The sequence below is a fragment of the Pseudoalteromonas sp. KJ63-1 genome (genome assembly GCF_055808145.1).
Genome location: NZ_CM147855.1, coordinates 2473327 through 2498980 on the forward strand (window position 1 = coordinate 2473327; position 25654 = coordinate 2498980).

A 25654-nucleotide genomic window follows, 5' to 3' on the forward strand; every position below is an offset into this window, starting at 1 on the left:
CTTTTTCTCTGTATCCGTTCCTTTTTGCTTAAAGAAAACTTCTAACTTGCCAAAAGAGCTAAAGCCCCCCTCTCGCTTAATTTCAATCTCAAGCGCTTTTTTTCTGGGCTGTGTATAAGCTGTAAATTGCTAATATTAACATTAGGTTTTTCAGCGCCTTTTCGCAAAATAACAGGGATAGTGTAACTTAATAGTAATTTCAAATTAATACCAAGTCTTTGTTGCTGGATTTGAGTTTCATTCGGGAGTGCTTTAAATGCTAAGTGAGAGCGGTATTCCTGTTCTATTAAACCTTTTGGCTTTCGAATAGCAAGCTTGACTATCTGCCTTTCTCCTGGTGCTAATCTAACTTGCGATGGGCTAATCCTAACCATACTTTTAAGTGAAGATGAACTTTCTTGATCAGCCGCTAAATTAGCATACCCTCCACCAGCTAGTGCAACTTTGTCTTGCCACTCCAACCTATAAGTTTTTGCTTCATTAGAGTTATTAACAACAATGACTTTAGCAACACGCTGACGTTCATCAAAATTTACTCTTGTTGGGGAAATAAGTAAGTTCGCATATGAATGGAAGCTAGTTAAGATAAAGCTTACTAAGATAAAAAAAGGTTTTATTATTGTCATTTTATCAACATCTCTAGTTGTCTAATAATTTAGCGTCACTTCAATTGTAGTATCAAAGATACCATCTTTATAAGTATTTCCGTCACCTGAGGTACTTAATTGCCCCCCTACTCTCAATAAAGCAGTTCCTGTGGTATCGGTTGTAATGGTCGCATTATAAATGAGTTGATTTAAAATCAGTGGCGCGCCACCAAAAATGTTATTTAGGGGCTGATCACTTACAAAGTCACTCACGTTTACCTGGATACGTGCAGGGTATCCTTCAAGCAACAATTCAGCTGCATGGCCTTTTTCAAGTAAATATATCTTATTGGTTAAGGTATTTGTATTACTGGGCAACAAGGTTATAGAGCTAACACTTTGATTATCACTGATAACAATTTTACCAAAATTCAATTGCTCAAGCGGTGTAACTTGTGCGTATAAATCCGTAGTTAAGAAAACTGCAAGTATGAGTAAAATTAATTTCATAAAGTAGCCTGCTTTATAAAATAAAGCAGGCTTTGCCTATTAGTAATTTAATTCTAATGTAAACGTGCCACTATATGATCCATCGATATAATCACTAGTTGCAGCAACCGCTGTTGTGGTTAATGTTGCACCAAAATTAAAAGTTGCTTCGCCAGCTGAATCAACCTGAATGGTCGTTGTAGCTGCACTATTAGGCGTCGCACCAGTTAACACATAATACGTTGGAGTGCCCAAAGTAAATGCAGCAGTGCCCGCAGGTGCTGTATCAGGCGCAATCGCAGTTTCAGTCGGATTTGTAATGGTCAATGTACCAAAAGGAGACACGCCTGAAATTGAGAATGAAGCTGGTGTACCTGCTACTAAAATTGCAATTTCAGCTGCGGTTGCATCTGTAGAAGCCGTTGTAGGAGCAGTAGCAGGGTTTGCGGCTAATACTAATGTTGCAGTCTCCGTCCCCGTTAAATCACCAGAAGCCCTGATTGTACCAAAATTTAGTGGTGCATCATTCGTAAAGGTAAATGCGTTTTGAACTGTAACACCCGCTTGAAAAGAAGCAGTTTCTGCAGCCGCACCGAAAGAAAGAACAGTTATTGATGCAGCCAATGCTGCTTTAGTAAATATTTTGTTCATAGTTTTCCCTTAGACATAAAGTATAAACCTGTAAGTCAGGTTATGTTAAGTATCGGCCAAAATCACTAAAAAGTTAGAAAATATTTACTTTATTTTTATTTATAATAACAGGATGCAAAAATAAGCGTAAAAAACCTTAAACATCCTCTGAAAATACCGCTAAAGAACACTTATTACCCATTTTATAAAAAAACAAACACAATTGCGCTGCTTGCTGTTGATTTTTTAGCGGGCCTGCTACAACACTATAAAGCGTAGTTGATTCTTTTTGTTGCTCATTAATACGGTATTGCAAAATACTTCTCAATTGGGGATATTGCTCTTTTAGACGCTCCACTTGTCTTTTGGCTCCATTAGAAACTAAATAACGTCCAATTTGAACACCGTACATTACCTTGTTTGTACTGGTACTGTTGTCAGCTAAGATGGTTTCTGATGAGAGTTGTAAAGATTGCTTAGAGCCATATTCAACACGTTTTACTTTCTCTTTCATCGGCTCAGGTACGGTATCAATATCTGTTTGTGCAGAAAGAGCTTGAATCAGTAATAATAAGTCCTCTTCCATGGTGCTTAAACGCGCTATCTGCTCTTTGTTGTTATCCCATTGCTCTAGGTAAGGTTTTATATCTTTTTCACGCACAAGCTTGTCGCTTTGTGAGTCGGCGGGCATTAGCTGGTTGCTACAACCCGCTAATGCAAATGGTATTAGTAATATTATTAAACGAAGTTTCACTTTAAAGCACCTATTACAAAAAACTAGCTCTAACTATTATGCAATAAAAGCGCCAAATAAATAATTTATAATCTAATTGGTTTGTCAGTGTAGTTACTCACAAAGCAATCAACTTTATAGAATTTAAATACCTCACAATCATCCTCAGCACTTTTAAAGTTAAAATACTCACCTAATTTTAATCGATAATAGGTTTTGTTATTAACTTTTGCTTTTTCAATGTTTGTCGTGATTTTATCCTTAAACAAAGGCGCTGCTTTTTTGTTAATGTGCTTCCACTCTTTAGCAACACTTTCTTCTGAATCAAGCGACGCTACCTGCAAAGCAAATACCTTTTTTTGTATCAACCATTGCCACTTTTGTTACCTTAGATATTTGAGAAGCTACCTTTCTATTCATCCTAGAACTAATCGCTTTCACTGGCGAACGAACGGTTCGCTTACTGAAACTTTTTGAAGAGGCGGCGATCATTTTTGTAGGCACGCTAGCATAGCGACTGCTGTATCTTTGCCTTGGTCTCTCAACTTTATCAGACGTGCTTGCGTAGTTATTACCATGCCTGAGGTCTGGCGAGGTATTAGCCTTAATTGATGAACGCGCATAGCGATTGCTAACAGCTTGGTTAGATTTCGCTATTGCTTTACTGTTAATAATATCTAAATTATCAACTAAATATGTAAGCTCACGTTCTAACTTTAATAGTCTCTCTATACCAGAACGTGCTTGTTGCCATTGCAAAGCGGCATCTTTTAGCTGTGCAAGTTCAACTGCGGTGATAGTTACATATTCGGGTGAATCTTTAGACCTTTCATTTAATGAGGTTTTATCAGGCGATATCGTACAGCCACTCCCTATTAACATAAGTAAAGCTATAGCTAAATATCGGTGATACTTTACGCTGTATTCACACATTGATTGTTTCTCTTTCAACAGTTTCGACCGCTAAATTGAGCCAATTTGCGATTGGCTTAATAAAGCACGTTAACTACAAAACAACTTTAGTTAACATAAAGATTACATTACAAACCCAAATCTGTCTGTATAACTGCAAAAATAGTTATAATTAAATGTCTGTAAAAGCGATTTTACAATCAAAAAAAGCGCCATGTAGGCGCTTTGAATAATGATAAGTTTATTTAAATTAATGTTTTAATGAAGTTTTTAAGCTCATCAGCAAATTCATCACGGCGCAAAGCAAATTCTATCGTCGCCTTCAAATAACCAACTTTACTACCACAGTCATGGCTTCGGCCTTTAATAGCATAAGCGTCTACTTTTTCATCTTGCATAAGCATCGCAATTGCATCAGTCAGCTGAATCTCATCACCTGCACCTTGTGGTGTTTTAGCTAATAATGGCCAAATATTTTTACTCAACACGTAACGACCAACCACAGCAAGGTTTGAAGGTGCCTCGTCAATAGGTGGTTTTTCTACCATGCTCTTAATGGGTGAGCTCTCACCTTGGTTTAACTCAACATCACCTAAATCAACAACACCAAATTTATCTACTTGATCTTTAGGTACTGGTTCAACCATAATTTGGCTGTGTTTAGTTTGCTCAAAACGAGTGATCATTTCCGCTAAATTATCTTTTGTTAAATCACTTTCCACTTCATCGATAATAACGTCGGGTAAAATAACTACAAAAGGTTCATCCCCTATAATAGGGGCAGCACAGTTAATAGCGTGACCTAACCCTTTCGCCTCACCTTGACGCACATGAATAATCGTCACGTCTTTGGGGCAAATAGACTGTATTTCGGCAAGTAATTGCCGCTTTACACGCTTCTCTAACGTTGCCTCAAGCTCAAAGCTAGTATCGAAATGGTTTTCAATTGAATTTTTACTCGAATGCGTTACTAACACTATCTCTTTAATGCCAGCGGCAACGGCTTCGCTAACAACGTATTGAATAAGTGGACGATCTACAACTGGCAGCATTTCTTTTGGAATTGCTTTAGTGGCCGGCAACATTCGTGTTCCAAGGCCCGCTACAGGGATCACTGCTTTCATTATGCTCTCCTTATTTTTTAAACTGAAAATGGGTACTGAATCGCTTCATGGCATTGATAGCCAACCACCTCAAAGTCATCACGTGTTACCCATGTTTCTATATCTTCGAGTGATTTAATCTCTGGGTTGATTTTTAATTGGGGAGAAGCAAATGGCTCACGCTTTAACTGCACATCTCGCATTAAATCAAGCTGGTTTTCATAAATATGAGCATTGGTAATTTTATGATATGCCTTACCCGCTTTATGGCCGGTAATTTGGGCAACTAATGCAAGTAATACAAAACATTGAATTTGATTAAAATTAAGCCCCAATGGAACATCACAACTGCGTTGATATGAGGTTAAATACAGGGTGTCGCCCAATAATGAAAAGGTATGTGTGTGCATGCATGGGCGCAAGCAACCAAGTTCAAACTCACCGGGGTTATAAAATGTAATAATTTCACCGCGATCATCTATGCCATTTTTTAAGTTATTGATGACCTTTGCCAGTTGATCCAGTGTTGAACCATCAGGGCGTTGCCAGCCACGACCTTGAACGCCGTAAACGCGCCCCATATCGTCCTCACCTTTACGGTTAAGGTTATTAAGCCAGGCATTATTTTCATTGGCGTTAGCATCCCATGTTTTACAGCCTATATTACGAAACTGCTCAGCACTGTCGTACCCTCTTAAATACCCTAACAACTCAGCAATAGCCGCTTTGTAATAGCTCTTTCGAGTAGTGATCATAGGAAACTGATTATTCGCCACATCGTATTCTAAATCAGCGTTTATAACCGTTAAACAACGTGTACCGGTGCGTTTATTTTCAACCCACTGTCCTTGGTCAACAATACGCTGACATAATTCTAAATATTGTTTCATCTAACTTCTTCTTTTAAACTTTTGCCGCTGTTTGCGATTGTGGTTGTTTATAGGCCCAAATAAGTAAGCCTAACCCGCCAATGATCATAGGTAACGATAGGATTTGCCCCATTGAAATGAAGTCGGCAAATAACCCCAGTTGTGCATCTGGTTGGCGAAAATACTCAATACCAAACCTAAATACGCCGTAACCTAGTAAAAACAAACCCGACACACTTCCCGCAGGACGAGGACGCTTTATAAACCACAATAATATGACAAACAATACCAGCCCTTCAAAAAATGCTTCATAAAGTTGTGATGGGTGGCGTGCAAGCGGGCCTCCAGTTGGAAACACCATTGCCCAAGGAACATCGGTAGTACGGCCCCATAATTCGCCGTTAATAAAGTTACCTATACGCCCAGCAAGTAAACCAACAGGCACTAAAGGTGCTACAAAATCACCAACTTGCAATAACGACTTTTTACGCTTGTAAGCAAAAATAGCAATCGCAGTGATCACCCCAAGTGTGCCGCCATGAAAAGACATGCCACCTTGATCGATTCTAAATAAATACAAGGGGTTTTCAATGAAGTAACTAAATTGATAAAACAGAACATATCCAACACGCCCACCTAATATAACGCCCAGCATGCCGTAAAAGAGTAAGTCGCTGACTTCGTCTTTAGTCCAACCCGACCCTGGTTTCTTCGCTTGACGATTAGCAAACCACATCGCAAACGCAAAACCAATTAAGTACATTAACCCATACCAACGAACGCTAAGTGGTCCAACAGAAAATATTATTGGATCAATTTGAGGAAACTCCAGTGCCATAAAAATAAACCTTTAGCTAAAAACCATTTTAATAGCGATGAAAACCAGTAACATCGCGAAAACTTTCTTAATTGTATTCACAGGTAAGTAATGTGTTGCCTTAGCCCCAATAGGCGCTATAAACCATGAGGTAACAACAATCCCAAATAAAGCGGGTAAATATACAAACCCCATAAAACCATGCGTTAAGTCCGTTACATACCAACCAGCGCTGATGTAACCGATAGAGCCAAAAAAGGCAATTACAATACCACATGCAGCAGCGCAACCAATTGCCTTTTTAATATCAACCGAAAAATAATGCAACATAGGCACAAGTAATGCCCCGCCACCAATGCCAATTAATCCAGACAGTGAGCCCATTACCGCACTAATACTTCCCAGTACGGGACCTGCAGGTAAAGGGTGTTCTGCGCTCACTTTATTTCGAGCAGAAAGTACCATTCTCATCGCAATAAAAACCACACTGACCGCAAACACCGTTCTTAACATTTTCTCAGGGATAAAGCTGGCAGCAAAGCCACTAATCAATGCGCCAACGGCCACGCCCGACATAACCCAAGGAGCAATTTCCCAAGGCACATTATCATTTTTATGATGAGCTAACGCTGAAGAAGTGGAAGTAAATAAAATAGAGGCTAAAGATGTTGCAATAGCGATAACTAACACATGATCGGCAGCGGCCACGTCAAAACTAAGTAACAAACTACTTAGCACAGGCACAATAATTAAACCACCACCTATGCCTAATAGCCCTGCTAAAAAACCAACAATGCAACCTAACAGCGCACAACTTGCAACTAGAAGTCCTAGTTCATACATAGTTATCTCTAATACATTTAATTATATGTATATTTTAATTGATTATATAAACAATTACAGCTCTATCATTTAGGTGTATAAAATAAATCACCTAGCTGATGCTCTATCATAAAGTTACGGGTTAACCGTAGTACTTGTTTAGCGTTAGGCTGTGCCAAACAATCGCTCAGTAATTGTTCCATGTCGCTTACATTTAAGCGTCTTAATACCCACTTCACTTTGTTTAGCGACGATAAGTTCATGCTTAAACGTCTATACCCCATAGCAATCAGTAATATTGCGCCCTCGGGGTCGCCGCCAAGCTCCCCACATAAGCTAAAGGGCAATTCATAATGTTCACACTCGCTGGCAATATTATTTAATACACGCAATACCGCGGGGTGGTAAGGGTTAAATAAATCGGCTACACGGGCATTTGCTCTGTCTACGGCTAATAAATACTGAGTTAAGTCGTTACTACCTACTGAGCAAAAATCGACTTTTTTAGACCACTCTGGCAGCATAAATACACTTGAAGGTACCTCAAGCATGATGCCAATATCAGGCTTTTCTATAAGTTGCTCAGGAAATGCTTCACTTAACTCATAATAAGCTTGTTTAAATAGTGCCAGTGATTCTTCAACTTCATCAGTGCCGCTGATCATCGGTAACATTATTTTTAAATTACCTAAGCCAATATTGGCTTTTAACATCGCTTTGAGCTGATCTAAAAAAAGCTCGGGATGGTCTAAGCTAATTCTAATACCACGCCATCCTAAAAATGGATTTTCTTCGGTGATATTAAAATAATCTAAAACTTTGTCGCCACCAATGTCTAACGTTCGCATAACAACGGGGTTAGGGTAATAGCTACTAAGTACTTCTCGATACCAGTTTTCTTGTTCTTGCTGCGAAGGAAACTGTCCCTTTTGCATAAACCATGCTTCGGTTCTGTAAAGACCAACACCATCACAAATATGGGCGCTATTTTGTTGAGTATTAAGCTCAAGCCCTGCATTAAGTAATAAACTAATATGCTCACCGTCTAACGTGATTGAAGGCAATGCTTGTTCTTCTAAAAAACGATTATTGAGTAAGTTATCTTGGTGCTGTAATTCCGTATACTCATCAATAAGCATTTGCGAAGGTGAAATATATAAACGCCCAGCAAAAGCATCTAAAATCATTTCTTTGCTATCAAACTGCAATAGCGGTAAATCTTCGATGCCCCAAATCGCCGGCACGCCCATAGCCCGGGTTAAAATAGAGGCATGGCTATTGGCTGAACCATTAATGCTCACAACCCCAGCCAAACGCTCATTGGGTACCTCAGCTAACATAGCTGGCGTTAATGTATGCGCTATTAAAATGGTGTTTTCAGGGTAGTCTTTTATTGCATGCTCGGTATTCACTAAATGATGCAGCACCCGTAAACCAATGTCTTTAACATCAACCGCACGCTCTTTAATATAAGGGTCTTGCATTTCGTTAAACTGCGCTACTAAACGTTCAATCACAATTTTTAATGCACTTTTTGCACACCACCCTTCTTGTAATTGAGCCTCTACATTATGACCTAAACTTTTAGCATCTAATAATTGCTGATACACATCAAATACAGCCAACGCCTCTTGCGGTATGCTGTCGCTCAATGTCATCGATAAGGTGCTAAATTCTTTGCGCGTTGCAGCAACCGCTTGTGTAAATAAACGACGCTGTTCAATAACATCGTTATTCTTAGTAAGTTCTATAGACTTAAAATTAAGTTTAGGAATAACAACAAAAGCTTTACCAATACTTATACCTGGCGCGCTAGAAACCCCTTTTAATACCGATGTTTGATGGGATGACTCATCTTGGCGTAATACTTCTTTTATTTCAGCGTGGGCTAATTGCGAAGCTAACTGCGCAGAAAGGGTAATTAAAAACGACTCCTCATCTTGAGAAAATACCCGCGCCATTTTCTGTTGAACAACAATAACACCTAACACTTTTTTTTGGTGAACAACAGGCACGGACAAAAAGGCGTTATAGCCTTCTTCGTTAACTTCTGGGGAGAGCTTAAAGCGAGGATGCGACTTGGCAAAGGCAATATTAATTGCTTCTTCACGCTGGGCAACAAGCCCTACTAAACCTTCGGTAAAGCCAATTCTAAATTTACCTACCGCATCAGGGTTTAACCCTGATGAGGCCATCAGTACAAAGTTATCTTGACTATAATCGGCAAAATAAATGGAGCAGCACTGGGTATTCATGGCATCTTTTACCATTTTCACAAAGCACACTAACGCGTCGTCTAAATTCGCTTGTTGCGAAACAGACTCAGCTATCGTTCTGAGTGTTGCCAGCATACACTGCTCCTTTTTATGAAAAACTACCTTTTATTCCGCCAGTGATCTTTTTGTTGCTCTCGCTTATTAAAAGGCATAGCAAAGGGAGCAAACTCTTTCATAACACGTCGATAAACATCCCGTTTAAACGACACAACCTGCCTAACCGGATACCAATAACTCACCCACCGCCAATCATCAAATTCAGGATGGTGGGTTTTTAGTAAATTAACATCTTCATCTTTGCAGCGTAGTTTCAATAAAAACCATTTTTGTTTTTGCCCAATACACACCGGACTTGAATCGCGGCGGATTAATCGTTTGGGTAATTTATAGCGTAACCAATGTTTTGAGCTTGCAACTATTTCTACATCTTCTGGTCGCAAACCTACTTCTTCGTGTAATTCACGGTACATAGTTTGTTCTGGTGTTTCGCCATCATCAACACCACCTTGGGGAAATTGCCAAGAATGTTGACCATAACGTCTGGCCCAAAACACCTGCCCCTGATTATTGCAAATCACAATTCCGACATTGGCACGAAAACCTTCGGCATCAATCACCTTAGTGCCTCATTTGTAAGTCGATTTTTTATGATTGTTCCACATTAGTTGCAATACGGCAAATACTATTACGTGCAAGCCTTGTTAACACCTTCGCTTGGGGTAAATTAATAGCGATAGATACGAATAACAAACAACCCTAGCAAATAAATACATAAAAACCACACGGTTTGTGCTGGTTACTCACAGCTTGTGCATAACTTTTGTAAAACACGCTCATTTAGCAAACAAATCCACAATACAAGATCGAAAAAGTGATGTTCTCCACAGATTCTGTGGATAAACATGTTCATACATCTGTATTTATCCTTACAACAATTATAGACCTTAATTAAAACTGAACGCTAAAAACAAAAAAAACAATACAGTTCAGCTACTTATCTAAAACTATAGTTTTAAAGCCGTGCATAAAATTGCACCAGCCACACCAAGTTCAAAAATCAACCAACCGCTAAAGATATCCACTACCACGCTAATTTGCTATCATGGCGTTGGTATTTATTCAACTAAAATAACAGTATGCAACCTTTAAAACCCCATTCAATCAATCAATTAATGCAACGCGTCGATACGATTGCCGGCCTCACACTAGGTCAATTGGCGCAGCAGTATCATTTTAAAACACCTGATGATTTGTTACGTGAAAAAGGCTGGACAGGGCAACTGATTGAGTATGTATTGGGGGCTACGGCTGGTTCAAAACCGCTCCCCGATTTTGAAGATTTAGGCATTGAACTTAAAACACTGCCCATTTCATATAAAGGCAAACCATTAGAAACCACGTTTGTGTCGGTAACCCCGCTAATAAATGTAACCGGTATGACCTGGCACTCAAGTAATGTTCGAAAAAAGTTAAATCATGTTTTATGGCTACCTATTTTAGGCGAGCGCGATATAGCACCGTTTGATAGAACCATTGGCAGTGGCTTTTTATGGCAACCTAGTGCAGCACAAGATGCTCAATTGCAGCGAGACTGGGAAGAACAAATGGAGCTTATAGCCCTTGGTAGAGTTGACGAGATATCAGGACATTTAGGGGATGTAATGCAAATACGCCCAAAAGCAGCGAATAGCCATATTGTTACCGATGCCATAGGCCCAAATGGGAAAATAATTAAAACCTTGCCTCGTGGTTTTTACTTAAAGACCAGTTTTACCGGCGAGATTTTAAAGCAGCAATTTCAGCTTTAATTGATGAAAAGTAACTAACGTTCGGCGAGTCTACTTTCTTACTTGTTCAACCTAGACATTTGCACTGCAAGCTTAACGTCCTTTGCTCGATGCTCGTAGCCCGTTCCTTTGTCTCTTTTTTGCTATTTTTTACAAAAATCCCCGCATAAGCGAGGATTTTTATAATCTTAAATATCAGATTCTGATTAGAGAATTACTGACCTTTAACTTCTTTTAAACCATTGTAAGGTGCTTTAGCGCCTAATTGCTCTTCAATACGAAGCAATTGGTTGTACTTAGCAACACGATCAGAACGGCTCAATGAACCCGTTTTAATTTGACCTGCAGCAGTACCTACCGCTAAATCAGCAATGGTTGCATCTTCAGTTTCACCTGAACGGTGAGAAATAACCACTGTAAAACCTGCATCTTTTGCCATTTTGATTGCTGCTAACGTCTCTGTTAGTGAACCAATTTGGTTAAATTTAATTAAGATTGAATTAGCAATACCGTTATCAATACCGCGTTTTAAAATCTTAGTATTGGTTACGAATAAGTCATCACCCACTAATTGAACTTTATCGCCCATTAGTTTAGTTTGGTGTGCAAAGCCATCCCAATCAGACTCATCTAAGCCATCTTCGATTGATACAATTGGGTATTGCTCAGTTAAATCTTTTAAGAAGTGGTTAAACTCTTCAGATGTAAATTGCTTACCTTCACCTTTAAGGTCATAGATATTTGCTTCTTTGTTATAAAACTCAGAGGCCGCACAATCAAGTGCAAGGGTAATATCTTTACCAAGCTCATAACCGGCATTTGCAACTGCTACTTTAATGGCTGCAAGCGCAGCTTCGTTTGATGAAAGGTTTGGTGCAAAACCACCTTCGTCACCTACAGCTGTTGAATGGCCATCCGCTTTAAGTACTTTAGCTAGGCTATGAAATACTTCAGCACCCATACGCAATGCTTCACGGAAGTTAGTAGCACCCACAGGCTGAACCATAAATTCTTGAATATCTACTGAGTTATCAGCATGCTCACCGCCATTGATGATGTTCATCATTGGTAATGGCATAGAGTAAACACCTGGCGTGCCATTTATGTCCGCAATGTGCTCGTAAAGCTCTACTTTTTTAGATTGTGCTGCCGCTTTAGCGTTGGCAAGTGAAACCGCTAAAATAGCATTAGCACCTAGTTTTTCTTTGTTTTCAGTACCATCTAAATCAAGCATTACTTGGTCTACATCACTTTGAGTAAGTGCATTTTGACCTTTTAGTGCTTCTGCAATTTCGTTATTAATAAAGCCAACCGCTTTTAATACGCCTTTACCTAAGTAACGCGCCTTGTCACCATCACGTAATTCTAATGCTTCGCGAGTTCCTGTAGATGCGCCTGAAGGTGCAGCAGCACGGCCCCACGAACCATCAGCTAAATATACTTCAGCTTCAACAGTTGGGTTACCACGCGAGTCCATAATTTCACGACCGATTACTTTTACGATTTCTGACATCTTGATTCCTCTATATTCCCAAAATGGTGAGTGCGGCTAACCTGAGTTTGGCTAGCCTTAGAAACAAAAAAGGCCGCGCATCATGCACAGCCTTTTTAAATTACGAAGACGCTTTTTGGTAGGTATGAGCCGCAGCTACAAACCCTTCAAATAGCGGGTGACCATCACGTGGTGTTGAAGTGAATTCCGGGTGGAATTGCGCTGCAATAAACCAAGGGTGATCTTTATTCTCAATAATCTCTACTAGTTTTTTATCTTCAGATAAACCTGTAAAGCTCAAACCAGCTTGCTCAAGCTGTGCTACAAAGTTGTTGTTAACTTCATAACGGTGACGATGACGTTCAACAATCTCGTCGCTGCCATACACGCCATGTACCTTAGAGCCAGGTGTTAAATGACATTTTTGTGCGCCTAAACGCATAGTGCCACCTAAATCAGACTTTTCGTCACGTAGTTCAACATTACCTTCAGCATCTAACCACTCGGTAATTAAACCAACCACTGGTGACTCTGAATTTGCGTTAAATTCAGTTGAGTTTGCATCAACTAAACCAGCAACATTTCGTGCGTATTCAATAAGCGCAACCTGCATACCTAAACAAATACCTAAGTAAGGCACTTTGTTTTCACGGGCATATTTAGCCGCTAAGATCTTACCTTCAACACCACGACCACCAAAACCGCCCGGTACTAAAATAGCATCTAAACGAGAAAGTACATCAGTTCCTTTGGTTTCTATGTCTTGTGAATCAACATACTGAATATTAATGGTTAAACGATTTTTCAGTCCTGCATGTTTTAATGCTTCGTTTACTGATTTGTATGCATCTGGTAATTCAATATACTTACCTACCATACCAATCGTCACTTCACCTGTTGGGTTAGACTCTTGGTATAATACTTGTTCCCACTCAGCTAAATCCGCTTCAGGCGCGTCTAAATGAAAACGACGACATACAAAGTTATCTAACTCTTGCGATTTTAATAGCGCAGGAATTTTATAAATACTGTCTACGTCAGGTAGTGAAATAACGGCTTTTTCTTCAACGTTTGTGAACAATGCAATTTTTGCACGCTCATTATTTGGCAATTTACGGTCTGAGCGACAAATAAGAATATCTGGTTGAATACCTACCGAGCGTAACTCTTTAACTGAGTGCTGAGTTGGTTTTGTTTTCACTTCACCGGCAGGGCCTAAGAATGGCACTAAGGTTAAGTGAATGAAAAGTGCGCGTTCACGACCAATTTCTGTACCCATTTGACGAATTGCTTCGATAAATGGTTGTGATTCAATATCGCCTACCGTACCACCAATTTCAACGATTGCTATATCATGGCCTTCTGCGCCATCATAAACACGTTGCTTAATGTCATTGGTAATATGAGGAATAACCTGAATAGTTGCGCCAAGATATTCACCACGTCTTTCACGACGTAGTACATCTTCATATACGCGCCCCTGCGTAAAGTTATTACGGCTGGTCATTTTGGTGCGAATAAAACGTTCGTAGTGACCTAAATCAAGGTCCGTTTCTGCGCCGTCTTCGGTAACGTATACTTCACCGTGTTGAATTGGGCTCATTGTGCCTGGGTCAACGTTGATGTAAGGATCCAGCTTTAGAATGGTAACATCTAAGCCACGGGCTTCTAAAATAGCGGCCAATGATGCTGCTGCAATACCTTTACCCAACGAAGAAACAACTCCGCCAGTAACGAAGATAAATTTTGTACTCATGCGAACCCTAGAATATCAGGAATTAAAAGGAATATAATACCCAAACAAGTGATTTTGGAATATAAACAAGACGGGGCGAAATTGTACCAAAACATAGCTAAGCAATCCAGCTATAAATAGCAAATCTGTGCACAAAAAACAGACATTTTTTATGTCCCTATTTATTTAATTTTTTTATTGCATCCCATGCCGCATCCATTTCCTCTAAAGACGCTGACTCAATACATTTACCCTGGGCAATTAAGTAATTTTGCACCTTTTCAAATCGTGCAGAAAACTTATCGTTGGCACTACGAAGCAATTGCTCTGGATCACGTTTAACATGACGTGCTACATTCACGGTCGCGAACAACAAATCACCTAGCTCTTCTGCTGTATGCGCTGAGTACGGGTTATGAGCTAAGGCTTCTTTCACTTCCTCAACCTCTTCACTCACTTTATCTATAGCGCCATGATAAGTAGGCCAATCAAAGCCTAAAGCGGCTACACGTTGTTGAATTTTTTTAGCTTTTGTTAAGCTAGGTAAACTGTTTGGTATATCTTGCCAAAGTATTGAGCTTTCATCTTGGGCTCTAGTAGCACGCTCTTGTGCTTTTATTGCTTGCCATTGCGCGGCTAATTCGGCATCAGTTGTGGGTGTGTCTTGCGATGAAAATACATGCGGATGACGGCGCACTAGCTTCTCATTTAACTGAGCCACCACATCATTAAAGTTAAATAATTGCTGCTCTTGCGCTAGTTGCGCATAAAACACGATTTGAAATAACAGATCACCTAGTTCACCTTTAAGTTCACTTAAATCGTCGCGCTCAATACAATCAGCCACTTCATAGGCTTCTTCAAGAGTGTGAGGTACGATTGACGCAAACGTTTGCTTGAGATCCCAAGGGCATCCGCCCTCAGGGTTTCTCAGTGTTTGCATTATTTCCAGCAGTTGGCTTAAAGCCTCATTGTTAGCCTGATTACTGCCCTCGTTTTGCACTGTGTACCCCTTCGATCTGATGTAACTTAGACAGCACTTTGTTTGTGCCCTGCAAGTCATGCACTTCAATTTGCATCACAAAAATAGCAGTTTGAGTGCTATCAACCGTGTTTACGTTCATATTGAGCACATTAACTTTTTCATTGGCAAGTGCAGAACTGATGTCACGAATTAAGCCAGAACGATCACTGGCTTCAATACGAATAGTTAAGGCGTAAGAGCTACTAATATCATCTGACCAACTCACTGAAATAACACGCTCGGGGTGCTTGTTTTTTAAATTACTAAACGAATCACAATCCTCTCGGTGCACCGCAATACCGCGTCCTTGAGTAATATAACCAATGATTTCATCACCAGGTACTGGGCGACAACAACGCGCAACATGGCTCATTAAACTGCCGACCCCATCCACTACAATACCGTTTTTATCACCAGTCACTTTACTAGGCGATTTGAAACGAATTACCGGCTCATGCTCTGTTCTGTCGGTAATAAAGTTAAGCATTTGGTTAAGACGAATATCGCCTGCGCCAATGGCGACCATTAAGTCATCAAGTTCTCTAAAATTAAAACGCTTTATAGCGGGATCTAAATCTTTATAAGTTAGCTCTAATTTTTGTAACTCACTATCAAGAATCTCTTTACCCGCACTTAAATTTTTATCGCGGTCGAGCTGTTTAAACCAATGGTGAATTTTGGCTCTAGCGCGAGACGATTTAATGTAACCTAACGATGGATTTAACCAATCACGACTTGGGTTTGGCTGCTTTTGGGTTAGTATTTCAACTTGGTCACCAGTGCTTAACTGATGAGTAAATGGCACTATTTTGCCAAATATTTTTGCGCCAATACATCGATGCCCTACATTGGAGTGAATGTAGTAAGCAAAATCAAGAGGCGTTGCTCCTAGTGGTAAGTCAAAAATATCGCCTCGAGGGGTAAACACATACACACGATCTTCAACCACTTGGTTTTTAAGCTCTTGTGCTAAATCGCTGCCATCGACCACTTCTTCTTGCCATTGCAGTAACTTACGCAACCAGCTAATTTTTTGCTCATAGCCTGAACCACGCCCTGGTAATGCCCCTTCTTTGTACATCCAATGCGCGGCGACACCTAACTCAGCATCTTGATGCATGTCGTGCGTTCGTATTTGAATTTCAACGGTTTTACCCTCAGGGCCAAATACCACCGTATGAATAGACTGATAGCCATTTTGTTTTGGGGTCGCAACGTAGTCGTCAAACTCTTTATTTAAATGACGCCAATTAGTATGCACTATGCCTAGGGCGCCGTAGCAATCTTGCAATCGTTCAACCACAATTCGCATAGCGCGTATATCAAATAGCTGATCAAACTCGTAGTTCTTTTTCGCCATTTTTTTATAAATGCTGTAGATATGTTTTGGCCTGCCGTACACCTCAGCTTTAATACCCGCTTCATGGAGGCGTTGTTTGACCTGCTCAACCATATCAACCATATATGCTTCACGGGCAAGGCGCTTATCATCGAGTTGCTTAGCAATGTTTTTATAAATATCGGGATGCAAATAACGAAAAGCTAAATCCTCTAGTTCCCATTTTAATTGACCAATACCAAGACGATTCGCAAGCGGTGCAAATATATCAGCAGTTTCTTTGGCGGCAACTACTCGCTCTTCTTCAGCGGCATCTTTGACGTTGCGTAAATGGCAAACCTGTTCGGCTAATTTAATCACCACAGCGCGCACATCTTCCACCATAGCAAGCAGCATCCGGCGAATATTATCGACCTGCACAGTGCCGTTGCCTTGGTGAGCTAAGGTGCTTATGGTGGCCATTTGTGACACACCTGTAAGCAGCACTGCAACATGATTGCCTAAATGCTCTTCTACTGCATCTATGCTCACTACATCATTTAAATAATAAGGGGTTAAATAAGCAGTGGCTAAAGAGTCTGCATCTAAATTTAGCTCTACTAAAATCTCTACCATTTCTATAGCGGTATTTTGTCGCTCGCTGTTATCGCACGTTTGGCAAAGCTGCTGCGCTTTATTGAGTAAGCTAATTTTTTCCTGAGACAAATCAAGAGATTCTACGCGCGAAAAAAAGTCACCCGCTTTGTCATGTTGATGAGATTGACGTGTCGCTACCATAATGCGCTTTACCTCCGTTGAAATAACGCCATAGTTTCGATATGCCCCGTGTGAGGAAACATATTCATTAGCCCTATTTTATTCAGCTCAAAGCCGGCTTGCGAAATAATAGCGCTGTCACGGGCTAAAGTAACAGGGTCGCAAGAAACGTATAAAATCGCTTTAAACTGCGTTAATGGAAGCTGCTCTAAAACTGCCATCGCACCAGTGCGTGAAGGGTCAAGCACTAAAACATCTAATTCTTTATTAAACCACGGCGCTTTTTTAATGCTCGTGGTTAAATCAAAACAATGAAACTGGGTATTAGTAATAGAGTTAGTGTGCGCATTTTGTGTTGCTAATGCAACCGCTGAACTCACACCCTCAATTCCTGTTACTGTTTTAGCTTGTTTGGCTAGCACTAAAGAGAAGTTACCAATACCACAAAATAAATCCAGAACATTTTCATCACCTTGAAGTGCTAACCAGTTTGCAGCTTGAGGCAGCATTGCTTGATTTACACTCGCGTTAACCTGAATAAAGTTACTGAGCCCAAATTCAAACGTTATATTTAACTGCTCAAGTTTATAAAATGGCATAGCTAAATGTGAATGATCAATGGTATCACTGTCACTTTGCCACACTAATTGCCAATTATGAGCTGCCACACTTTGCTCAACAAACGCCTTATCATGGGGTGAAATCGCTTTGGTATGGCGAATAACAATAAAATATTGTTCATCAGCGGCACATAACTGTAAATGACTAATGCTGTGCAGCGCCTTGTGTTGATTAATGACTTTATCAAATACATTAAATACCTCGGCAAATGAGTCACTTAATACTGGGCACTGATTAATACTAACAATACTTTTAGAAGCATTTGCTCTGTAGCCTACCCGCATTTTTTTTGCAGTCTTGTCGAACATAACAGCAATCCGAGCACTGCGTCGATAATGAGTTGCTTGGCTTAGCAGCGGAGCTTGCCAGTTTAAATCGGTTAATTTTGCAAACTTGGCAAATAATTGATTCACCGCTGCTTGCTTTTCAATTACCTGCTGTGTGGCATCTAAATGCTGTAGCTGGCAACCACCACACTGGCTGTAATGCTCGCAAATAGGAACTGTGCGATATTCACTGGCTTTAATTATTTTAAGCGTATCAGCTTGGCTGTAACGTGCTTTATCATCAACTAATTTGGCTTTTACTCGCTCACCAGGTAATGCTCCACTGACAAAACACACTTTATTATTGTACTTAGCAATACCACGGCCATGGTGATCCATTGCTGTAATATCGAGTTCAAGCGATTGCTGTTGTAGTGGTTTTTTCTTTGCTTTAAATATTTGTGCCATGAGGCATTACCTTAAAGGTTGATGAATTACGTCTCTACTTTGAGAATAGCTATGAGTATGTATATACTCACATTTAATAAAAATGATAATAATGCTCAGATTATGACCAAACTAGGCTTGCGCGATTCTGTTTTAACACTCACCCTGATCCCCACAGTGATCATTGGGCTTTTACTAGGTGGTTATTTTACAATAAATCGTTACATTGAGCTTGATGAAATTTTATATCAACAAGGCACAACGATTTCTGAGCCTTTAGCGATTGCTCTTGAACAACCTTTACTGGAAAAAAATAAAAAACTACTTAACCGTGTTATTCGTTATACACATAACAAACACTCACCAGCGGTTAAATCAATTGCTATTTTTAATGATAACAACCAACTTATTATAACCAGTAATTATCATCGCTCGTTCGATACCTTAATTGAGCAAACGCAAATTGACAGTTTTAAAGCCACACATGTTCAGCAAACTGAAGAGTTAGTGACTTTTTTTACCCCTATCATTAACCATACAACACCCAATAGCGACTGGAATACTTCTGAGTTTCAGACCACATTAGGTACCGTGGTGATCCAACTTAATCGCGACAAAGCTGTTATTGGCCAGCAACGCGCATTATTAGTCAGCGGTATTATTATTATTCTCGCCTTAGTATTAGCTGCTATTTTAGCACTAAAACTTAGCCGTATGTTTATGACACCGCTAAATAAGTTAGTACTTGCTACCGACAGGTTGATTGAAGGTAAAAGACAAACAGGCTTAACTGAGCCCATGAATGGTGAGTTTGAACTATTGCGTGAAGGACTCAATACCATATCCCACTCTATGGTGATGCAAAAAGACGAAATGCAAAAAAATATTGATCAAGCAACTAGTGATTACCGCGAAACGCTTGAGCAATACGAGACACAAAATATACAGCTCACTATGGCTAAAAAAGAAGCCCAAGATGCTAACCGCGTTAAGTCTGACTTTTTAGCAAAAATGAGTCATGAATTGCGCACACCACTTAATGGGGTTATTGGCTTTACTCGCCAGCTTTATAAAACACCGCTAAATAAAAACCAAAAAGATTACCTTGATACCATTGAGCTTTCAGCAAACAGCTTACTGACCATTATTAGCGATATATTAGACTTCTCCAAATTAGAAGCGGGTGCTATGGAGCTTGAATCAATTCAATTTCAATTACGCGATAGCGTAAACGAAGTGATGACATTACTGGCACCTAGCGCTCACGACAAACAACTTGAGCTTTCTATTTATATAAATCCTCAGGTGCCCGATCACTTAACCGGCGACCCCACTCGATTTAAACAAGTGCTTATTAACTTGTTAAGTAACGCGATAAAATTTACTGAAAAAGGCGCTATTAAAGTCGATATTAGCCATCGTTTATTAGATGAGGAGCAAACTTCCATTTTAGTGTCGGTTGCTGACACCGGGGTGGGTATTCCTGCCGATAAACAAGACGCGTTATTTACCGCCTTTGGCCAAGCCGACTCTAGTATTACCCGTAAATTTGGTGGCACTGGCTTAGGACTTATTATTACTAAACATATTGTTGAAGCAATGAATGGCCGTATTACTTTAAATTCAGCTCCAGGCAGTGGCACATGCTTTACCTTTAATGGCGTATTTAGATTACCAAATCATGTATTTATCAACGATTTGCCTACCCAATCATTAATTGGTAAACGTGTGCTTTACCTAGAGCCACATAAGCATACTCATCATGCCGTTGTTTCATTATTACAAGAGTGGAAAATTAGCGTCACTCGATGTCATAGCGAAAGTGAATTTTTAGAGTGTATCGAGAAATCAGAGATTAATTTTGATATATGCCTTATTGGTCACATGGCATCGGTTGATGATATGCAGCGCTTAAAAAGCTATGTAAAAGCGGTTAGAGAATCAACCGATTATTTATATTTAATGCTTAATACTGTATCGCACAATATGCGTGAAGCTTTTATAGGCAGCGGTGCAGATGCCTGTTTAAGTAAACCGCTCAACCATCGTAAATTATGTGAGTTATTAGCCGCACCATATCGACTTGATCACCCGACGCATAACATAGACCAGCATGAACAAACTCTACTGCCATTAAAAGTATTAGTGGTAGATGATAACGACGCTAATTTAAAATTAATTTACACCCTACTAAACGAACAGGTGGAATTGATTGATACTGCCCATAATGGTTCACAAGCTTATAGCCTAAGTAAAAGTCATAAATATGATGTGATTTTTATGGATATTCAAATGCCGATAATGGATGGCATTACAGCCTGTAAACTCATTAAAGAGTCATCTTTAAATGAAGATACACCTATTATTGCCGTAACTGCGCATGCACTTAATAGTGAAAAAGAACAATTATTAAAAGATGGTTTTGAAGGCTATTTAACCAAGCCAATTGACGAAGATATGCTCAATCAAGTTATTTGCGATCATAGCCCGCAATTACCTGTAAGCCGTGATAAGTCAAAAAGCACATTTGAACATAGCACAGCGCCTTTTAATAGCACTCGACTTGATTGGACGTTGGCGCTGCAACGTGCTGGCGGTAAGCCTGAATTAGCCAATGAAATGCTTAACATGTTGTTATTAAGCGTGCCCGAAACCCTAAACTTATTAAATCAAGCAATAGTCAGCAATGACTGCCCTCAAGTACTCAGCGTGATCCACAAATTTCATGGAGCGTGTTGCTATACTGGTGTACCAAAATTAAAAACATTGGCTGAAACGATCGAAACATCACTTAAAAATGAGTGCGTACTTGATAATATAGAGCCCGAATTGTTTGAACTTCAAGACGAGCTGGAAAACTTACTTGTTGATGCCAACATTGATAACAACAATAAAAAAGACGAGCTATAGCTCGTCTTGTCTATTGTTATTTATGATTCTAAGCGCGGGCTTCAAGCATTAAGCGTTTCATATCACGCACTGCTTTATCTAAACCATCAATCGCTGCACGGGCAATAATAGCGTGACCAATATTAAGCTCGTAAATCTCTGGCATCGCTGCAATTGGCTTCACGTTGTGGTAGTGCAAACCATGGCCGGCATTAACAATTAAGCCAATACTCGCTGCATACTTAACGCCTTGGCGGATGTGTTCAAGCTCTTTTGCTGTATCTTCATCGTTGATAGCATCGGCATAGGCTCCGGTATGAATTTCAACATAAGGCGCGCCACAGGCTTTTGCCGCATCTAACTGCGCTTTATCGGCATCTATAAACAATGACACTTTAATACCAGCTTGCGTTAGAGTTTTAGTCGCTGCGGCTATTTTATCAATATTACCCGCTACATCTAAGCCGCCTTCGGTAGTAAGCTCTTCACGTTTTTCAGGTACTAAGCATACATATTCAGGTTTAACCTCAAGTGCAATCGCAATCATTTCATCGGTTACTGCGGTTTCAAGGTTCATGCGTGTTTGAATGGTTTTAGCCATCACATACACATCGCGGTCTTGAATATGTCTGCGGTCTTCGCGTAAATGAATCGTAATGCCATCTGCACCGGCATGTTCTGCTACACTGGCAGCGTGGGCTGGATCAGGGTAAGAAGTACCTCGAGCTTGGCGAAGCGTTGCAATATGATCTACGTTCACGCCTAGAAGAATATCTTTCATGTTTGTACCTGTGAAATTTGTTTATTGAGAGCTAATAAATAACTCACGACTTTTTAATGGCTTATTGCCTAATAATGGCTTTAATAAATAACGACTTAATTGCTTTGCCATATATAACACATCCGCTTGGCTAAAGTCATGATTTGCTATGGCATTAAGTTGTGAACCGGTGAATCCAGAGCGCGTATCATGCTGCACCGAAAACCCTACTTCTGCAAAATAGCTATACGTTTGTGCCTCGTCAATTGGCTCACCGTCCGCATCAAAACTAAAATCAACTCCATATCCTAGTAGCTCTAACAATTGAAATTCATAAGAGCGCAGTACCGCTTGCATGTCAGTACCACTATTAAGGTTTTCTAGGTGTGTTTTATAAAGTTGAAAAACTTGATCAATGGGCTCATTAATCGGCACAATGCGATTCGTTAGCTCATTTAAATAAAAGCCACAGTAAAGCTTATCACCGGTTAGGAATAACGGGTTGCCATAGAGCTCAAATTTATTAATATATTTTAAATCGTATTTGCCGTTGTAATGAACGAGTAAGGATTGAAATGGTTGTAATTGGGCTTTATGTTTAGTGGCCTGGCGACCACTAACTCGTGCGAGCATTCTAAGCTGGCCAACGCCTTCTACCAGCATATCTAACATTACTTGCGAGTCACTATAGGGACGTCGATGTAATAAATAGGCTTTGTAAAAGTCGCTGTCCATATTAGGCTATTCGATACTTATTAATCTTCACCGTAGCCTAAGCTTCTTAAGGCACGTTCATCGTCAGCCCAGCCCGATTTTACTTTAACCCATAGCTCTAAAAATACTTTATTATCAAGCATTTCTTCTAGATCTTTACGCGCTTCACGGCCGATTACTTTTAGCTTTTCGCCTTTGTTACCGATAACCATGCGCTTTTGCGTTTCACGCTCAACCAAAATAAGGCCATTGATGTGCCAAACGCCGTTTTCTTGCCATTTAAACTGTTCTATTTCCACAGTCACTGAGTAAGGTAGTTCCTCACCCATAAAGCGCATAAGCTTTTCACGGATCACTTCAGCCGCCATAAAGCGCATTGAGCGGTCAGTAACGTAGTCATCCGGAAAATAAAATTCGCACGGCGGTAAACGTTTAGTCACTTCTTCTTTGATCAGGTCAATGTTTTTACCCTGAGTCGCAGAGACAGGCATAATGCCTATAAAGTCAAACTTATCGCCTAAAAACTTCATGTGTGGCAGGACAAGGTCGCGATCTTTCACTTGGTCAATTTTGTTAATAACTAACAATACCGGCTTGCCACTTTGGCTCACTTTATTTAGTACCATCTCGTCATCGGCATTCCAATGTGTGCCTTCAACAACAAAAATAATCAGTTCAACATCGCCAATTGAGCTCGACGCTGCGCGGTTCATTAAACGGTTAATGGCACGCTTTTCTTCAACATGCAGACCTGGGGTATCTACGTACACCGCTTGGTGTTTACCCTCAGTATGAATACCCATAATACGATGGCGCGTGGTTTGTGGCTTACGTGAGGTAATACTGACTTTTTGCTCAATAATTTCATTAAGCAAGGTTGATTTACCCACATTAGGACGGCCAACAATCGCAACCATGCCACAAAATGTGTCTATTTCGCCTTCATGAGGCTGTATTAAGGTATCAAGATTCATTTTTAAGTATCTTCAATGCTTTTTCGGCCGCTTTTTGTTCGGCTTTACGCCTTGAGCTGCCAACAGAAATAATGCTATCCATTCCATCAACGATACATTCAACCGTGAATGTTTGATTGTGTGCCTGACCTTTAGTGTCTACTACAGTATAGCCAGGTAATGATAGCTTACGAGCTTGCAAATACTCTTGCAGCAGGGTCTTAGGATCTTTTTGGTTAAGCCCTGGTGAAATAGCATCTAAACGTGATTCATACCACGCTAAAATAAGCTCGCCGCAACGATCAATGTCTGAATCTAAAAATACAGCGCCAATTATAGCTTCCACTGCATCTGCTAGGGTCGACTCACGTCTAAACCCGCCACTTTTTAGCTCGCCTGGACCTAAACGCAGGTAATCACCTAGCTCAAACTCAAGGCCAAATTCAGCTAACGTCTGGCCGCGAACTAAAGTCGAACGCATGCGGCTTAAATCGCCTTCACGTGCTTTAGGAAATTTAGCGTACAAGGCATTGGCAATTACAAAGCTCAAAATCGAGTCGCCCAAAAATTCGAGTCGCTCGTTGTGTTGACCTTTGTGGCTGCGGTGCGTCATTGCTTGCTCAAGTAGGCCTTGATCAGCAAATGTGTAGCCAATTTTTTTGTATAACTCTGTTACATTTTTTTTCATTGTTACTGAATATTACCTAGGCGTTCAAAACGAACACCAGTTGGAACCCATCCTGGTAAAATGTCATCTGGGCCATTATCAAATTCAAAACTCATCCATATAAAGACAGCTTTACCCACCAAGTTTTCTTTTGGTACAAAGCCCCAAAAGCGACTATCTTGGCTGTTATCGCGATTGTCACCCATCATAAAGTAATGATCAGCAGGCACCACCCATTCATCTGCAGGAGTGCCCAATTGCTGGTAGTAACGCCCTTTACGTTCAGGCGATTTTGGGTTGATTAAAATATCATGGCTAGAGGTCGTTAAATCTTCATTTAAACGCGCTAAAGCCATTGGGCCTTGCATAAATTCATCATCATTAATTAATTTAAAATCAATTTTATTGAATTCGTTGCAAAGAAGCGCGCCTTTTTGAACTTCGCCTTCTTCACATTTTGGTTGAATATACAAACGCTTATCGCGATAAACAATTTTATCGCCTGGTAAGCCTATAGCGCGTTTAATATAATCAACTCTTTCATCTAATGGGTATTTAAAAACAACAATATCGCCACGCTCTGGTTCGCTCACATCCACTAACTGGCTGCGCCATACTGGGTCTTTAATTCCATAAGAATACTTTTGCACTAAAATAAAATCGCCTACTAATAAGGTTGGCATCATCGAACCCGATGGGATCTGAAACGGCTCAAAAATAAACGATCTAAAAATAGTGATAGCAGCAATCATCGGAAAAATCGACTTTGCTGTTTCAGTAATGACTGGCTCAGGCGCAATCAATGCTGCGGTTTCTTCATCAAGTTGGCCACCGGCAGAAGTCTGTGCAAGTGCCAAACGTTCTTGCCTTTTAGGGGCAAACATTAAGTGATCTATTAACCATATTAGGCCTGAGCCTAAGGTTAATAACACCAATAAAACTGAAAAGTAGCCAGCCATTTATTAT

24 protein-coding genes are annotated in these 25654 nt (G+C 40.1%); 2 read left to right on the forward strand and 22 right to left on the reverse strand.

What is annotated here, in order from left to right:
- Positions 1-41: 41 nt before the first annotated feature.
- The 12 genes from AC0L7Q_RS11875 to rppH all read right to left on the reverse strand — a co-directional run bounded on the left by AC0L7Q_RS11875 (position 42) and on the right by rppH (position 9855).
- Positions 42-626: a fimbrial biogenesis chaperone gene (locus tag AC0L7Q_RS11875; RefSeq protein ID WP_409423693.1), complete on the reverse strand. Its 585-nt coding sequence runs from the start codon at positions 624-626 to the stop codon at positions 42-44.
- Between the two features lie 21 nt (positions 627-647).
- The gene (locus AC0L7Q_RS11880; protein ID WP_409423694.1) at positions 648-1097 is read right to left on the reverse strand and encodes a DUF4402 domain-containing protein; all 450 of its coding nucleotides are present in this window, start codon (positions 1095-1097) and stop codon (positions 648-650) included.
- A 39-nt stretch (positions 1098-1136) separates the two neighbouring features.
- Positions 1137-1727, reverse strand: coding sequence for a hypothetical protein (locus AC0L7Q_RS11885; protein ID WP_409423695.1), 591 nt, complete (start codon positions 1725-1727; stop codon positions 1137-1139).
- Between the two features lie 136 nt (positions 1728-1863).
- Positions 1864-2460, reverse strand: coding sequence for an SPOR domain-containing protein (locus tag AC0L7Q_RS11890; RefSeq protein ID WP_409423696.1), 597 nt, complete (start codon positions 2458-2460; stop codon positions 1864-1866).
- A 65-nt stretch (positions 2461-2525) separates the two neighbouring features.
- Positions 2526-2783, reverse strand: coding sequence for an SPOR domain-containing protein (locus AC0L7Q_RS11895; RefSeq protein WP_418157306.1), 258 nt, complete (start codon positions 2781-2783; stop codon positions 2526-2528).
- Positions 2764-3321 (reverse strand): hypothetical protein, encoded by a 558-nt coding sequence (locus AC0L7Q_RS11900; RefSeq protein WP_418157307.1) that lies wholly within the window; start codon positions 3319-3321, stop codon positions 2764-2766. Before AC0L7Q_RS11900 ends, AC0L7Q_RS11895 begins: the two co-directional genes overlap by 20 nt.
- A 275-nt stretch (positions 3322-3596) precedes the next feature.
- On the reverse strand, positions 3597-4475 hold the full coding sequence (gene galU / locus AC0L7Q_RS11905; protein WP_413400649.1) for a UTP--glucose-1-phosphate uridylyltransferase GalU: 879 nt from the start codon (positions 4473-4475) through the stop codon (positions 3597-3599).
- A gap of 17 nt (positions 4476-4492) precedes the next feature.
- Positions 4493-5344 carry a thymidylate synthase gene (locus tag AC0L7Q_RS11910; protein WP_413400650.1) on the reverse strand — a complete coding sequence of 284 codons (852 nt, stop codon included), beginning with the start codon at positions 5342-5344 and terminating at the stop codon, positions 4493-4495.
- 13 nt (positions 5345-5357) lie between these two features.
- On the reverse strand, positions 5358-6161 hold the full coding sequence (gene lgt, locus AC0L7Q_RS11915) for a prolipoprotein diacylglyceryl transferase (protein WP_055013228.1): 804 nt from the start codon (positions 6159-6161) through the stop codon (positions 5358-5360).
- 12 nt (positions 6162-6173) lie between these two features.
- The gene (locus AC0L7Q_RS11920; RefSeq protein ID WP_413400651.1) at positions 6174-6983 is read right to left on the reverse strand and encodes a sulfite exporter TauE/SafE family protein; all 810 of its coding nucleotides are present in this window, start codon (positions 6981-6983) and stop codon (positions 6174-6176) included.
- 65 nt (positions 6984-7048) lie between these two features.
- Positions 7049-9313 (reverse strand): phosphoenolpyruvate--protein phosphotransferase, encoded by a 2265-nt coding sequence (ptsP, locus tag AC0L7Q_RS11925; protein ID WP_178956443.1) that lies wholly within the window; start codon positions 9311-9313, stop codon positions 7049-7051.
- A gap of 23 nt (positions 9314-9336) precedes the next feature.
- Positions 9337-9855, reverse strand: coding sequence for an RNA pyrophosphohydrolase (rppH, locus tag AC0L7Q_RS11930; protein ID WP_008111786.1), 519 nt, complete (start codon positions 9853-9855; stop codon positions 9337-9339).
- Positions 9856-10374: 519 nt separating this feature from the next.
- Between rppH and mutH the strand changes: the two genes are divergently transcribed.
- Positions 10375-11046, forward strand: coding sequence for a DNA mismatch repair endonuclease MutH (gene mutH, locus AC0L7Q_RS11935; RefSeq protein ID WP_413400652.1), 672 nt, complete (start codon positions 10375-10377; stop codon positions 11044-11046).
- A 193-nt stretch (positions 11047-11239) separates the two neighbouring features.
- Here mutH and eno read toward each other — a convergent pair whose 3' ends face one another.
- From eno to rlmD, 5 genes are all read right to left on the reverse strand, one after another.
- Positions 11240-12538: a phosphopyruvate hydratase gene (gene eno, locus AC0L7Q_RS11940; protein WP_413400653.1), complete on the reverse strand. Its 1299-nt coding sequence runs from the start codon at positions 12536-12538 to the stop codon at positions 11240-11242.
- A 100-nt stretch (positions 12539-12638) separates the two neighbouring features.
- Complete coding sequence (locus AC0L7Q_RS11945) at positions 12639-14273, reverse strand: CTP synthase (RefSeq protein ID WP_138608144.1); 1635 nt, start codon at positions 14271-14273, stop codon at positions 12639-12641.
- A gap of 157 nt (positions 14274-14430) precedes the next feature.
- The gene (gene mazG, locus AC0L7Q_RS11950) at positions 14431-15255 is read right to left on the reverse strand and encodes a nucleoside triphosphate pyrophosphohydrolase (RefSeq protein ID WP_409423702.1); all 825 of its coding nucleotides are present in this window, start codon (positions 15253-15255) and stop codon (positions 14431-14433) included.
- On the reverse strand, positions 15236-17392 hold the full coding sequence (relA, locus tag AC0L7Q_RS11955) for a GTP diphosphokinase (RefSeq protein ID WP_138608148.1): 2157 nt from the start codon (positions 17390-17392) through the stop codon (positions 15236-15238). Before relA ends, mazG begins: the two co-directional genes overlap by 20 nt.
- Before the next feature lie 8 nt (positions 17393-17400).
- Positions 17401-18726, reverse strand: coding sequence for a 23S rRNA (uracil(1939)-C(5))-methyltransferase RlmD (rlmD, locus tag AC0L7Q_RS11960; RefSeq protein ID WP_413400654.1), 1326 nt, complete (start codon positions 18724-18726; stop codon positions 17401-17403).
- A gap of 102 nt (positions 18727-18828) precedes the next feature.
- On the opposite strand from rlmD, the gene barA reads away from it, so the two are divergent.
- Positions 18829-21615, forward strand: a complete 2787-nt coding sequence (barA, locus tag AC0L7Q_RS11965; RefSeq protein ID WP_413402870.1) for a two-component sensor histidine kinase BarA — start codon at positions 18829-18831, stop codon at positions 21613-21615.
- 28 nt (positions 21616-21643) lie between these two features.
- On the opposite strand, the gene pdxJ is transcribed toward barA, so the two are convergent.
- The 5 genes from pdxJ to lepB are packed head-to-tail and all read right to left on the reverse strand — an operon-like array spanning position 21644 to position 25647.
- Entirely contained in the window at positions 21644-22375 is a 732-nt protein-coding gene (gene pdxJ, locus AC0L7Q_RS11970; protein ID WP_413400655.1) for a pyridoxine 5'-phosphate synthase, read from the reverse strand.
- Between the two features lie 21 nt (positions 22376-22396).
- Positions 22397-23089: a DNA repair protein RecO gene (gene recO, locus AC0L7Q_RS11975; protein ID WP_010387802.1), complete on the reverse strand. Its 693-nt coding sequence runs from the start codon at positions 23087-23089 to the stop codon at positions 22397-22399.
- A 20-nt stretch (positions 23090-23109) separates the two neighbouring features.
- A complete protein-coding gene (gene era / locus AC0L7Q_RS11980) occupies positions 23110-24042 on the reverse strand; it encodes a GTPase Era (protein WP_413400656.1) in 933 nt (310 codons plus the stop codon).
- Positions 24032-24709, reverse strand: coding sequence for a ribonuclease III (gene rnc / locus AC0L7Q_RS11985; protein ID WP_413400657.1), 678 nt, complete (start codon positions 24707-24709; stop codon positions 24032-24034). Before rnc ends, era begins: the two co-directional genes overlap by 11 nt.
- Positions 24710-24711: 2 nt before the next feature.
- Positions 24712-25647, reverse strand: a complete 936-nt coding sequence (gene lepB, locus AC0L7Q_RS11990; RefSeq protein ID WP_138608155.1) for a signal peptidase I — start codon at positions 25645-25647, stop codon at positions 24712-24714.
- Positions 25648-25654 lie beyond the last annotated feature (7 nt).